This window comes from Aliirhizobium sp. YIM B11859 (genome assembly GCF_057163345.1).
The window spans coordinates 1,108,787-1,121,591 of record NZ_JBXHAY010000002.1 but is presented as its reverse complement, the minus strand read 5'-3'; the positions used below and the strand labels follow the sequence as shown (position 1 = coordinate 1,121,591).

13 protein-coding genes are annotated in these 12,805 nt (G+C 62.1%); 7 read left to right on the top strand and 6 right to left on the bottom strand.

Annotated features, from left to right (window positions below; all coding sequences use genetic code 11):
• Nucleotides 1–19 precede the first annotated feature (19 nt).
• The 4 genes from AC2GXZ_RS11645 to AC2GXZ_RS11630 are packed head-to-tail and all read left to right on the top strand — an operon-like array spanning nucleotide 20 to nucleotide 3,352.
• Nucleotides 20–991, top strand: a complete 972-nt coding sequence (locus AC2GXZ_RS11645) for a branched-chain amino acid ABC transporter permease (RefSeq protein ID WP_483759293.1) — start codon at nucleotides 20–22, stop codon at nucleotides 989–991.
• Nucleotides 984–1,733, top strand: coding sequence for an ABC transporter ATP-binding protein (locus AC2GXZ_RS11640; protein ID WP_483759292.1), 750 nt, complete (start codon nucleotides 984–986; stop codon nucleotides 1,731–1,733). The genes AC2GXZ_RS11645 and AC2GXZ_RS11640 overlap by 8 nt, the downstream gene beginning before the upstream one ends.
• A complete protein-coding gene (locus AC2GXZ_RS11635; protein WP_483759422.1) occupies nucleotides 1,730–2,416 on the top strand; it encodes an ABC transporter ATP-binding protein in 687 nt (228 codons plus the stop codon). Before AC2GXZ_RS11640 ends, AC2GXZ_RS11635 begins: the two co-directional genes overlap by 4 nt.
• A 3-nt stretch (nucleotides 2,417–2,419) precedes the next feature.
• Nucleotides 2,420–3,352, top strand: coding sequence for a glutaminase (locus tag AC2GXZ_RS11630; RefSeq protein ID WP_483759291.1), 933 nt, complete (start codon nucleotides 2,420–2,422; stop codon nucleotides 3,350–3,352).
• Nucleotides 3,353–3,526: 174 nt separating this feature from the next.
• On the opposite strand, the gene AC2GXZ_RS11625 is transcribed toward AC2GXZ_RS11630, so the two are convergent.
• From AC2GXZ_RS11625 to AC2GXZ_RS11610, 4 genes are all read right to left on the bottom strand, one after another.
• Nucleotides 3,527–5,044 carry a tripartite tricarboxylate transporter permease gene (locus AC2GXZ_RS11625; protein ID WP_483759290.1) on the bottom strand — a complete coding sequence of 506 codons (1,518 nt, stop codon included), beginning with the start codon at nucleotides 5,042–5,044 and terminating at the stop codon, nucleotides 3,527–3,529.
• A gap of 20 nt (nucleotides 5,045–5,064) precedes the next feature.
• Complete coding sequence (locus tag AC2GXZ_RS11620) at nucleotides 5,065–5,556, bottom strand: tripartite tricarboxylate transporter TctB family protein (RefSeq protein WP_483759289.1); 492 nt, start codon at nucleotides 5,554–5,556, stop codon at nucleotides 5,065–5,067.
• On the bottom strand, nucleotides 5,553–6,497 hold the full coding sequence (locus AC2GXZ_RS11615) for a Bug family tripartite tricarboxylate transporter substrate binding protein (protein ID WP_483759288.1): 945 nt from the start codon (nucleotides 6,495–6,497) through the stop codon (nucleotides 5,553–5,555). Before AC2GXZ_RS11615 ends, AC2GXZ_RS11620 begins: the two co-directional genes overlap by 4 nt.
• Nucleotides 6,498–6,729: 232 nt before the next feature.
• A complete protein-coding gene (locus tag AC2GXZ_RS11610; protein ID WP_483759287.1) occupies nucleotides 6,730–7,815 on the bottom strand; it encodes an ABC transporter substrate-binding protein in 1,086 nt (361 codons plus the stop codon).
• Between AC2GXZ_RS11610 and AC2GXZ_RS11605 the strand changes: the two genes are divergently transcribed.
• The 3 genes from AC2GXZ_RS11605 to AC2GXZ_RS11595 all read left to right on the top strand — a co-directional run bounded on the left by AC2GXZ_RS11605 (nucleotide 7,814) and on the right by AC2GXZ_RS11595 (nucleotide 10,614).
• Nucleotides 7,814–8,482: a DUF1993 domain-containing protein gene (locus AC2GXZ_RS11605; RefSeq protein ID WP_483759286.1), complete on the top strand. Its 669-nt coding sequence runs from the start codon at nucleotides 7,814–7,816 to the stop codon at nucleotides 8,480–8,482. The two genes, AC2GXZ_RS11610 and AC2GXZ_RS11605, sit on opposite strands and share 2 nt — an antisense overlap.
• 69 nt (nucleotides 8,483–8,551) lie before the next feature.
• Nucleotides 8,552–9,229 (top strand): response regulator, encoded by a 678-nt coding sequence (locus AC2GXZ_RS11600; RefSeq protein ID WP_483759285.1) that lies wholly within the window; start codon nucleotides 8,552–8,554, stop codon nucleotides 9,227–9,229.
• Nucleotides 9,230–9,234: 5 nt separating this feature from the next.
• The gene (locus tag AC2GXZ_RS11595; RefSeq protein ID WP_483759421.1) at nucleotides 9,235–10,614 is read left to right on the top strand and encodes a sensor histidine kinase; all 1,380 of its coding nucleotides are present in this window, start codon (nucleotides 9,235–9,237) and stop codon (nucleotides 10,612–10,614) included.
• Here the strand turns inward: AC2GXZ_RS11595 and nagA are convergent, their stop codons facing one another.
• Complete coding sequence (gene nagA, locus AC2GXZ_RS11590; RefSeq protein ID WP_483759284.1) at nucleotides 10,615–11,772, bottom strand: N-acetylglucosamine-6-phosphate deacetylase; 1,158 nt, start codon at nucleotides 11,770–11,772, stop codon at nucleotides 10,615–10,617.
• Complete coding sequence (locus tag AC2GXZ_RS11585; RefSeq protein WP_483759283.1) at nucleotides 11,769–12,791, bottom strand: SIS domain-containing protein; 1,023 nt, start codon at nucleotides 12,789–12,791, stop codon at nucleotides 11,769–11,771. Before AC2GXZ_RS11585 ends, nagA begins: the two co-directional genes overlap by 4 nt.
• Nucleotides 12,792–12,805 lie beyond the last annotated feature (14 nt).

Genomic DNA, 12,805 nt, shown 5'->3' with positions numbered 1-12,805 from the left:
CCCCGGTTTGACAATGTTGATGACCCGTGAAAACACCGTCAATCTTGCGCTCGCCATTCTCCTGTTTGTGGCACCGCTTGCCGCCAATGCCCTTGGCCAGCCGTTTTACGTGACGCTCGCAACCCGCATTGCCATTCTCGCGCTGGCAGCACTCGGCCTCAATCTGGCGCTTGGTCTCGGTGGCCTCGTCTCCTTCGGCCACGCCGCCTTTTTCGGCATCGGCGGATATACCGCCGGCATTCTGTCGAGCCACGCCTTGTCCTATGAGCCGATGTTCTTCGGTTTATCCGGCACCGTGCAGATGCCGGTGATCTGGCTCGTCGCAGTCATTGCCGCCGGTCTTCTGGCATTGGCGATCGGTGCGATCAGCCTGCGCACCTCCGGCGTCTACTTCATCATGATCACGCTCGCCTTTGCCCAGATGGTCTATTATTTTGCCATCTCCTGGCCGGCCTATGGCGGCGAGGACGGGTTGTCGATCCTGGTCCGCAATCAGTTTCCCGGCATCAACACGATGAAGCCGCTCAGCTTCTTTTTCGTTAGTTATGCGGTGCTGATCGCCGGCATCGGCCTGTTTTCCATGCTCCGCGCCTCCCGCTTCGGTGCGGCCTTGCAGGCTGCCCGCCAGAACGAGACCCGCGTCGCGACCGTCGGTATCCATCCCTATCGCATCAGGCTCACCGGCTTCGTCCTCTCGGCGATGATCACCGCACTGGCCGGCGCGCTTTATGCCGATCTCAACCGTTTCGTCAGCCCCTCCATGCTCTCCTGGCAGATGTCGGGCGAACTGATTGTGCTGATCATCCTGGGGGGGACAGGCCGGCTGTTCGGACCGGTCGCAGGTGCAGCGCTTTATGTAGCCTTCGAATTCGCACTCGGCGGGCTGACCGAACGCTGGCAGTTCTTCCTCGGCCTCATCCTGCTCGGCGTCGTGCTGTTTGCCCGAGGCGGATTGCTTGGTCTTCTGGCTGGAAAGGCGAAACATGACTGAGCCGGTTCTCCAGATCGACAATCTCGTCAAGACATTCGGCGCCTTGAGGGCGACCGACGGCGTGACGCTCGATCTCCGGCCGGGCGAAATCCACGCCCTGATCGGCCCGAACGGCGCAGGCAAGTCGACGCTGATCCACCAGATCTGCGGCACGCTTAGGCAAGACAGCGGCACGATCCGTCTCGCCGGCGCGGATATCGGCGGTTTGAGCACGGCGGAACGTGCGCAGCGCGGACTTGGACGTACGTTCCAAGTCTCGTCTCTGGCGCCGGAATTTTCGGCGCTGCGAAATGTCATGCTGGCCGTGCAGGCAAAGCAGGGGTCGAGTTTCGGTTTCTTCAGGCCGGTCATGCGCGATACATCACTTGTCGGTTCGGCAATGGCGATCCTCGAACGGGTGGGACTGGCAGATCGCGCCCGATTGCCGTCCGCAGAGCTTTCCCATGGCGAGCGGCGGCAGCTGGAAATCGCCATGGCGCTGGCGCTTGAAGCCAAGGCCTTCCTGCTGGATGAACCGATGGCCGGCATGGGGCCGGAGGGTTCGAAAAGACTGACCGGTTTCCTTGATACGCTGCGCGGCGAAGCGCCCATCCTGCTGGTCGAACACGATATGGATGCCGTCTTCACGCTCGCCAACCGCATCTCGGTTCTCGTCTATGGCCAGATCATCGCGTCGGGCACGGTGGATGAGATCCGCAATAACCCGACCGTGCGCACCGCCTATCTGGGGGACCACGCCTGATGCTCTTGGATGTTCAGGATATCACCACTTATTACGGCGGCAGCCAGGCGCTTTTCGGCGTCGAGTTGCAGATCACCGAAGGTGAAGCCGTGGCGCTGATGGGCCGCAACGGCATGGGCAAGTCGACGACGATCAAGTCAATCTGCAACCTGATGGTTGCGAAAACCGGCCGTATCTTTTTCGCCGGCACGCCGACCCAACGTCTGGCGCCCTACAAGGTCGCGCGGCTCGGTGTCGGGCTGGTGCCGGAAGGCCGCCGCTGTTTTCCCAATCTCACCGTCCATGAAAACCTCGTCGCGGCCGCAAGGCCGGGCGAATGGACGCTGGAAAAGGTCAACAGGCTGTTTCCCCGCCTTGGGGAGCGGCATGTGCAGATGGCCAGGTCTCTGTCCGGCGGTGAGCAGCAGATGCTGGCGATCGGCCGCGCATTGATGACCAATCCGCGCCTGCTGATCCTCGACGAGGCGACAGAAGGTCTCGCTCCGGTCATCCGGCAGGATATCTGGCGGGCGATCCGGCAGCTGAAGTCGCAGGGCCTGTCCATTCTGGTGGTGGACAAGACGCTTTCCGAGCTTTTGCCGGTTGCGGACCGCTGCGTCATCCTCGAAAACGGTAAAAGCGTCTGGCATGGCCGAAGCGGCGATGTCTCTGCCGAAATTCAGGATCGCTATCTCGGAGTTTAAGCGATGACGGACGACCTGCAGGCAATCGTCGAAGAAATCCATCTCAAGCTGCAGAAGCGGCTCGGCGAAGGCAAGGTTGCCGACTACATCCCCCAGCTTGCCCATGTCGACCCGACGAAATTCGGCATTGCCATAGCAACCGTCGACGGCAAGGTTCACAGCGCCGGCGATTGCGACGAGCCGTTTTCGATCCAGAGCGTCTCCAAGGTCTTCACCCTGACGCTGGCGCTCGGCAAGCATGGCGAGACGACCTGGAACCGCGTCGGTCGTGAGCCCTCGGGCTCGGCCTTCAACTCCATCGTCCAGCTGGAGCATGAAGAGGGCAAGCCGCGCAATCCCTTCATCAATGCCGGTGCGATCGCGGTGAGCGATCTTGTCCTTGCCGGACATACGCCACGCGAGGCGATCGGAGAGATCCTGCGTTTCGTTCGTTATCTGGCCGAGGATGAAACGATTGCCATCGATCCGGCGGTGGCGAAATCCGAAGAGGCGACGGGGTACCGAAATTTCGCGCTTGCCAATTTCATGCGCTCCTTCGGCAAGCTCACTCATCCGGTCGAGCATGTTCTCGGCGTCTATTTCCACCATTGCGCGATCGCCATGACCTGCACCCAGCTGGCCAGATCCGGCCTTTTCCTCGCCGCCAATGGCCGCAACCCGTTGACCGGCCATACCGTCGTGTCGAGCCAGAGGGCGCGGCGCATCAATGCGCTGATGCTGACCTGCGGTCATTATGACGGCTCGGGTGAATTCGCCTACCGCGTCGGCCTGCCGGGCAAAAGCGGCGTCGGCGGCGGCATCATGGCGGTGGCGCCGGGCCGCGCATCGATCGCGGTCTGGTCGCCGGGCCTCAATCACAACGGCAATTCGCTGGTCGGTTCGCTGGCGCTGGAAATGCTTGCCGAACGGACGGGATGGTCCGTTTTCGGCCACTGACGTCGCCGATCCGTCATGCTCGGCCTTAAGCCGAGTATCTGCCAACGTTGCGCCTTTGAAGACGTGATTGGATTCCTGGCACTAGGCCAAGGATGACGCGAGACCCATAAAAAAAGCCCGGCATATCTTGACGAAATGCCGGGCTTTTTTCGCCCTTGGGAGGACTGTTTCGTCTCAGTCTTCGCTGGCCGCCATCTGTGTCAGCACGTCACCGCGGCCCCGCATGCGCAGCACCAGCGGCAGGATCAGGGCCGTTGCCGCAAGCAGCAGCAGGCCGGCGGCGATCGGCGAGGTGAACAGCACCGTCACGTCGCCCTGGCTGATCGACAGCGCACGGCGCAGCTGCTGTTCGGCGAGCGGCCCGAGGATCAGGCCGACGATGACCGGTGCGATCGGATAGTCGAACACGCGCATGACGTATGCGATCAGGCCAAACAGCAGAAGCATGGCCAGTTCGAAGACCGACGGGTTGGCGCCGATCGTTCCGAGTGTCGCAAACACCAGAATGCCGGCATAAAGCCATGGCTTCGGGATCGTCAGCAGACGCACCCAGAGACCGATCAGCGGCAGGTTCAGGATCAGCAGCATCAGGTTGGCGATCAAAAGCGAAGCAATCAGGCCCCAGACCAGCTGAGGGTTGGTCGCAAACAGCAACGGGCCGGGCTGCAGGCCGTATTGCTGGAAGCCGGCGAGCATGATCGCGGCGGTCGCCGAGGTCGGCAGGCCGAGCGTCAGCAGCGGCACAAGCGTGCCCGCGGCCGATGCGTTGTTTGCAGCCTCGGGGCCGGCGACACCTTCGATTGCGCCATTGCCGAATTCTTCCGGATGTTTGGAGAGCTTCTTTTCCGTCGCATAGGAGAGGAACGTGCCGATTTCCGCACCGCCGGCCGGCATGGCGCCGATCGGGAAGCCGATCACGGTACCGCGCAGCCAGGCTTTCCACGAGCGCGCCCAGTCCTGCGCGTTCATCCAGACGGAACCCTTGATCGCCTCGATCTTGTCGGGTGCCTGAGCGCCCTGGGCGGCGATGAACAGCGTTTCGCCGATCGCAAACATCGCAACCGCCATGGTCGTGACTTCGATCCCGTCGAGCAGGTCCGGCACGCCGAAGGACAGGCGGTTCTGGCCGGTCAGCTGGTCGATGCCGACAAGCGACAGGGCAAGGCCGATGAACAGCGAGGTAAGGCCGCGCAAAGTCGAATTGCCGAAGGCCGACGAAACGGTAACGAAGGCGAGCACCATCAGCGCGAAATATTCGCGAGGGCCGAAGACCAGCGCCAGCTTGACGATATAGGGGGCGATGAAGGCGAGTGCCAGCGTCGCGATCAGGCCGGCGACGAACGAGCCGATCGCCGCTGTCGCAAGTGCCGGTCCGCCGCGTCCTGCGCGGGCCATCTTGTTGCCCTCGAGCGCGGTGACGATAGAGGCGCTTTCACCCGGCGTGTTCAACAGGATCGAGGTGGTCGAACCGCCATACATGCCGCCGTAATAGATGCCGGCAAACATGATCAGCGATCCGGTGGCATCGAGCTGGTAGGTGACCGGAAGCAAAAGCGCCACGGTGGTCGCCGGGCCGATGCCCGGCAGGACGCCGACCATGGTGCCGAGTGTCACGCCGACCAGCGCGTAAAAGAGGTTCATCGGCTCCGAGGCTGATACCAGGCCCTGGAGAAGGAATTCGAATGTGCTCATGATTTCACTCCCCGACCCCGTTACTGGAGCAGGTTTTCAAGCGGGCCGGCGGGAAGCGAGAGCTGCAAGACGCCCGCAAACAGCCACCAGATGGCAAGACAGATGACGATACCGACCGGGATGCTGATATGCAGCCTGCGCGCGCCGAAGCCGCGGGCGGAGAGGCCGAACAAGAGACCGGTGGCAATGGAGAAGCCGGCGAAGCGGATCAGGATCATCTGGGCGAGAAGGCCGCCGACAACCCACAGGACCGGGCTGACTTCCTGTTTCTCCCGCTCGGGGAAATCATGACGGAAGGCCGCAAACACCGTCCATATGGCAAGTCCGACCAGCCCGAAGGCGATCCAGTAAGGCACCGAAGCAGGGCCGACAGGCGAATAGCCGGTCGTGCTCGTCAGGCGGGACATGTCGACGAATATGACGACGGCAACGATGGCGAGAACGGCGGCGATGACAAGCGCCGCCCAATCCGGGCGGCGCTGACTGCTGGTCTTGTTGGTGTCGAGGCTCATTTAACCAGTCCGATTTCTTTCAGGATCGTCTCCGTGGAGGCGATATCCTTGGCAAGCTGTTCGTCGAAGGCAGGACCGGAGAGATAGGTGTCCATCCAGCCCTTGGTCTTCAGGTTTTCCTGCCACTTCGCCGACTTGGCGAGCTTCTCGATATCGGCCGTGATCGCCTTTTTCTGCTCGTCGGTAATACCCGGGCCGGCGGCAACCATGCGCCAGTTCTGCAGCACCACGTCGAGGCCGCTTTCCTTCAGCGTCGGGGCATCGATGCCGTCGATCTTCTTGTCGGAGGAGATCGCCAGAAGCCGCAGCGAACCCGCCTTGATCTGGCTTTCGAACTCGCCGTAGGACGAGATGCCGGCCGTCACCTGGCTGCCGAGAATGGCGGCCAATGCTTCGCCGCCGCCGGAAAATGCGATATAGTTGATCTTGGTCGGATCAACGCCGGCCGCCTTGGCGATCAGGCCTGCACCGATATGGTCGGTACCGCCGGCCGAGCCGCCACCCCAGGAAACCGAACCCGGATCAGCCTTCAGCTTGGTGACGAGATCGCCTATCGTCTTGATGTCGGACGATGATGGCACAACGACCACTTCGTATTCGCCGGTCAGCCGTGCGATCGGTGTGACATCCTTAAGCGTCACCGGCGACTTGTTGGTGAGGATCGCGCCGACCATCACGTAGCCGCCGACCATCAGCGCGTTCGCATTGCCCTTCTGCTGGCTGGCGAACTGGGCAATCCCGATCGTGCCACCGGCGCCGGGAACGTTCATCACCTGGACGCGGTTGGAGATCTTCTCCTGCTGCAGCACGTTCTGCATCGTGCGTGCGGTCTGGTCCCAGCCACCGCCCGGCGCTGCCGGTGCCATGATCGAATAATCGGCCGCAGCTGCCGGAAGGGCGACTGCACCTGCAAGGAAGGAAGCGAGCAAGAAATGTTTCAAGGGTATGTCCTCCGTTGTCGTCCCGCGGGACGAAGTGTTTTTACGCAACGTGAGGATGTGTCGGGCAAGGCGATTGTTCCGCCTGCTGTTCTCCCCCCGTTATCGACGGCTCCCACCTCCATGGGCACCGAATGCGCTCAAGCGATCATAACAACCTGACATTTACCTGACATCGCTTGACGGCTGTCATTCTTGCAGCAAGCGCCATCAAGGCGCCAGCACTTTTCAAGTCCTATTGATGTCGCAGTTCCTCATTCCATTTCGAGATCAGCCGTGCCCGCTTGACCTGGTCGAGATAGACCATCAGCCCAAGGCTGACCGGCACCGGTTTCAGCTGGCCGCCGAGAATTTCACGCATCGTCGTCGCGGTATTGTTGCCGGCGACTTCCGGGCTGACGGCGGGGATCTGCAGCTTGCGGGCCATGATCGTCTGGCCTTCTCTCGACATGAAGAATTCCAGATACCGCTTGCCGAGATCGGGATTGGCGGCGGCCTGGGGAACAAGCCCGATACGCGACATCACCACGGTATAGTCCTTCGGCAGGACGATGCCGACATTCGGATCGCGCGATGCCCAGTCGGCGGCATAGGAGCCGACGATATTGTAGCCGAGAAGGAAACGCCCGTCCGCCACCCGCTCCAAGATGGCACCGCTGGTCGAGTAGAGTTTCACCCCGGCAGATCCCATCGCCCGGACCACCGACCAAATGTCGCCAAACTGTTCCTGATCGCGCGACATGAACAGGAAACCGACGCCCGAGCGCTCGATGTCATAGGTCCCGATCCGTCCATGCACGGCATCGCCATGCTTGTGCAGGAAGGTGATGAATTCGGCTCTGGTGGCCGGCGGCGCCTCGGTCAGGAAGCTCGGCTTGTGATAGACGAACACGGCAGGCTCGAAAGTCAGCGCGTAGACGGTGTTGCGCCAGTTCGCCCATTGCGGCCATTGCCCGCTCATCGGCAGGTCGCTTTTTTGCGCATAACCGTCATTGGCAAGTTTGACCTGCAGATCCATGGCCGACGAAAAGGCGAAGTCGGCCGTTTTTTTGCCCGCATCGGTTTCGCGAACGATGCGGTCGTATATTTCGCCTGTCAGCATGTCCTCGTAGGCGACGGCGATATCCGGGTTGGCGGTTTGGAACCCTGCGATCATCGGCTTTGCAAGCGCCTCGTCCAGCGACGAATAGACCGTCAGCACGGCACTGTCCGCCTTGCCCGAAAGGGCGGGAAACATCAGCACGCTGGCGATGCTCCCACGCGGCACAAGGGCGGGACAGAGCCCGAAAAGACAGAGACAGAGGAACAATAGCCGCTTCATGCCGATCAGAATGCATGAGCCCGTCGCCTGCGGCAAGTCGCTGCACGAGCGGGCGCTTCTGCAACAGGCCGTCCGCTTCGTCCCGGACCGCCTTGTTTCGTCATTCGGCGTTCCTAAGTGTGGGCAACCTTCACGTCGCAATGTTCAACGAGGTTCGACCATGTCGCTTTCGCTCTATGATGTTTCCGTCCCGGCCTTCCTGCGCGGTTTTGCCAGCCTCACCGAAATCCTCAAGAAGGGCGAGGCTTTCGCCGACGAAAAGGGCATCGCCCACAAGGAGCTTCTCGAAGCTCGGCTGATCGAGGACATGCTGCCGCTGACCGGTCAGATTCAGCGGGCAAGCGATGCGGCAAAATTCGTACCGGTGCGTCTTGGTGCCGCCGAGAACGTGCCCATGGCCGATGAGGAAGTGACTTTCGCCGATCTCCATGCGCGCATCGGCAAGACCGTCGATTTTCTCAACGGCGCTGTTCCGGCAACCATGGCCGATCGCGACGATGTCGATGTCGTGGTCAAGACCCGTGCGGGCGAAACGCACTTCACCGGCAAGAGCTATGTACTCGGTTTCGCGCTGCCGAATTTCTATTTCCACGTCACCACCGCCTACGCGATCCTGCGTCACAAGGGCGTGCCCGTCGGCAAGCTGGATTATCTCGGCCGTCCGTAACGATAAGCGACGTAGATTCGTGACTTCCCCGCATCGGCCTCTATAATCGGCACGAAGCGGGGGAGTTTCATGCGCATATTGCTGGTCGAGGACAATCTTGCTCTGGCCGATGGCCTGTGCGCCATCCTGCGCGGCAGCGGTTATGTCGTCGATTTCGTGGCCGACGGTGCCTCTGCCGAAGCGGCGGCAGCGGCGCAGGCCTATGATCTCGTTATCCTTGACCTGAACCTGCCGGAAATGGACGGTCTCGATGTCCTGCGCTCCATGCGCGCGCGGCAGAACCGCGCCGCTGTGATGATCCTGACCGCAAGGGGGTTACCGGAAGAGCGTGTTCGCGGCCTCGATCTCGGGGCCGACGACTATATGATCAAACCCTTCGACGTGTCGGAATTCGAGGCGCGCATCAGGGTGCTTCTGCGCCGTCAGGCCGGGTTGCGCACGTCGTTGATCAGCCATGGCGGTGTCACCTTCGATCTCGTCTCGCGCACATTTTCCTGCAATGGTACGCCGCTCGATATCCCGGCACGGGAAATCGCCCTTCTGGAACTGCTGTTCCTCAGAATGGGCAAGGTGGTCTCCAAGGAGGCGATCGTCGCCTCGCTGACGGGTTTCGACGATGACCTGTCGGCCAATGCCATCGAGCAATATGTGAGCCGGCTAAGGAGAAGACTTGCGGTGCACGGGCTGACTGTCAAGACGGCGCGCGGCATCGGTTATTATCTTGAAGCCGCGAGTGCCTTGCCATGACGGTTATGGCCGCAAGCGCCTATTCGCTGCGCCGCCGCCTGTTGGCATGGCTGCTCGTTTCGACCGCCATGATCGGCGCCATCGCCATGATCGACACCTGGGACGAGGCGATCGACACCGCCAACGAAGTTTCCGATCGGGTACTGGCCGGATCGGCGCTTGCCATTGCCGAACGGGTGATCGTTTCCGAGGACGGCTCGCTGGAAGTGGATATTCCCTATGTCGCGCTGGAAATGCTGACATCCGCTGCGCAGGATCGGGTGTTTTATCGGGTCGACGGGCCGCCCGGAAATTTCGTCACCGGCTACCAGAACCTGCCGTCGATCACGCGGCGCGAGGGGCAGGCGGCAGCCTTCGGCGATTCCAGCTTTCGTGGCGAACCGATCCGGGTCGCGGCGCTTGCCCGTTCCGCCTCGACGGGGATCAATTCGGTGCCTTTCACCGTCACGGTTGCTGAAACAACCATCGCCCGCCAGCAGCTCACGCATGCGATCCTGTTTCGCTCTGCGCTGCGTATCCTCTTCATGATCCTCGGCGCGGCAGCGATCGTCTGGGTGGCCGTCACCCTGTCGCTTCGCCCGCTCTATCGCTTCAGCGAGGCTCTTGCCGAGCGCAGTCCCGACGATCTGCATCCGATCACCGAACGGGTGCCGAACGAGGTTCAGGGACTGGTCGATACCGTCAATTCCTTCATGGTGCGGCTTGAGGGCGCCTTCGATGCGCTGCGTCACTTCACTGGCAATGCCGGGCACCAGGTGCGCACGCCGCTTGCGATCGTCCGCACCCAGCTTGCACTGGCAGGGCGCACCGACAATCTGGTCGAGGCGCGGCAGGCGGCGGAAAAGGCGGATGAAGCGGTAGGCGACGCCGAGCGCATCCTCGCCCAGCTGCTGTTGATGGCGCGGATCGATGCCTCTGCACGCTCAAACGCAATGCGCGAGATCGATCTTGTTGATCTTGCCCGCACGGTTACGGCCGATCAGGTGCCGCGTGCCGGCGAGGCCGGTATCGATCTCGGTTTTGAAGGCGAAGACCAGGTGAAAGTCGTTGTCGAACCGATCCTGATCGGCGAACTGGTGAAGAACCTCGTTTCCAACGCGCTGCTTTATGCCGGTACCGGCGCCGAGGTGACGGTGCGCGTCGGTTTGCAGGAAGCCCGAGCGATTCTGGAGGTCGAGGATAACGGCCCGGGTATTCCGGCCGAGCGGCGAGAAATCGTGCTGAAGCGTTTCGAACGTGGAGAGACGGGTGAACGGCAGGGAACCGGTCTTGGCCTGCCGATCGTCGAAGAGATCGCCAGGCTGCATGGTGCAAACCTTGGCCTCGACGGCGGAGCCGGGGGCCGCGGCCTGAAAGTGCGTGTCGTCTTTCCCGCTGCGAACTGATCAGCGCCGGTAGACGCGATCACCACCGATCCATGTACTCTGTGCTTCGAGATTGTCGTTCAGCACGACGAAATCTGCGTCATATCCGGGTTTGATGGCGCCCTTGGTCGTCGCGACCTGCGCGGCCTCCGCCGGATAGACGGACGCCATCCGCAAGGCTTCTTCCAGCGGCAGGTCGAGGGTCCGGTGCACGAGCCGAACCGAAGATGCCATGTCGATATCGGCGCCTGCGAGCGTACCGTCCGCAAGCGTCAAACGCCCATCCCGGCGCAGGATCTTGCGACCATTCAGCGTAAACGATGTCATGTCGGTCCCGATCGGGCTCATCGCGTCGGTGACGAGGAAGATCTTGCCCGGCCCGTTCTTGGCGCGCAGCGCAATGCCCATCGCCGCCGGATGAACATGGATGCCATCGGCGATCATGCCGGCATGAAGCGCTTCGCTATCGAGTGCTGCGCCGACCATGCCGGGTTCTCGATGACCGAGCGGGCTCATCGCGTTGAACAGGTGGGTCACTGTCCGTGCGCCGGCCTTTGCATAGATGCGCGCGGTCTCGTAGCTCGCCTCCGTATGGCCGAGGCTGACCGTGATGCCGGCCTTAGCAAGCGTCATGACCTGTTCCGGCGACACGCTTTCCGGGGCGACCGTCACCATCAGCGCGTCGAGTGCCGAGCCGCAGGAGAGGATAAGTGTGAGATCGCGGTCGTCCATCGGCCGGATCAGTGTCGGATCATGCGCGCCCTTGCGGGCAATCGACAGGTGCGGGCCTTCCAGATGCAGGCCGAGAAATCCCGCAACGCCCCGGCCCTTGGCCGCCACACCGGCGGCGACCGTGCGCGACGTCACCTCGAACGTATCGGTGATCAGTGTCGGTAAAAGCGCGGTTGTGCCGAATTTTGCATGCGCGGCACAGATCGTTGCGATACCCGCGACAGTCGGTTCCTCGTTGAGCAGCACCCCGCCGCCGCCATTGACCTGCAGGTCGATGAAGCCCGGCGCGATGATCTCGCCGCCGTCGATGGTCTCGATCCCCGTTGCCAGCGAGGCGACCGGCCGGATCGCGATGACCTTTGCACCGTCGAAAACGACGGCGGAATTCTCGTGCCAGTCCGCACCGTCGAAGATGCGCGTGCCGATGAGAGCCTTGGTCTGGGTCATAGCGTTTCGGTGACCTTTTTCAGGGCTGCCGGCTGGTCGGGATTAAAACCCTTGGAGCGCGACCAGGCTTCGACGAAACCGTAGAACGGCACGATCAGCGCCAGCGCATCTGTCAGCGGATGGCCGGTCGCGACAAAGGGCAGCTTGCGTGCGGCCGTCACATTATCGGATGTCGCAAACGCAAGCGCGCGCTTGCCGGCAAGACTATCGACGATCTCGGTGACGGATTTTTCTGCCGCATCGCGGGCTGCAAACGCGAGAACCGGAAAGCTGTTTTCCACCAATGCCACCGGTCCATGCAGCACTTCGGCGGCGGAATAGGCCTCGGCATGCATGTTCGAGGTTTCCTTGAATTTCAGCGCCGCCTCGCTGGCAATCGCCAGAGCCGGTCCGCGGCCGAGCATGTAGAGAGATTCCGCGTCACCCAGCTGATTGGCGAAGTCGCTCCAGTCGAGTGCGACGGCCTTGGCCAAATGGTCGGGCAGGGCGCGGACGGCGACTTTGAGAGCATCGTCGACAGTCCATTCGGCAATCAGCGCCAGCCCCGCAACAATCGAATTGACGAAGGATTTTGTCGCTGCGACCGCAAGTTCGGGGCCGGCATTGATGTCGACGCCGTGCAGAGACGCGTGGGTTATCGGCGAGGGCAGCGTGTTTGTCAGAGCCACGGTGACCGCGCCGCTTCGCGTTGCCGCTTCTGCCATGGCGACGATGTCGGGGCTCTTGCCCGATTGCGAGATGGCGAGCGCAGCGCCACCGCCGAGCTGCAATTTGGCACCGTAGATTGACGCAAGCGACGGGCCGAGTGACGCAACCGGCCGGCCGGCCGTCAGCTCGACCGCATATTTGATGAAGGTTGCCGCATGATCGGAAGAACCGCGTGCGATCGTCACCAGGAAGGCCGGATCCTTGTCCTGCAGCGCCCGCCCAGCCTTGGCAAGATCGGCAGCCGATCGGTCGAGCAGGCGTGCTGCCGCTTCCGGTATCTCGTTGATCTCCTGGCGCATATGGGTCTGCATGCTGTCGTCCTCAA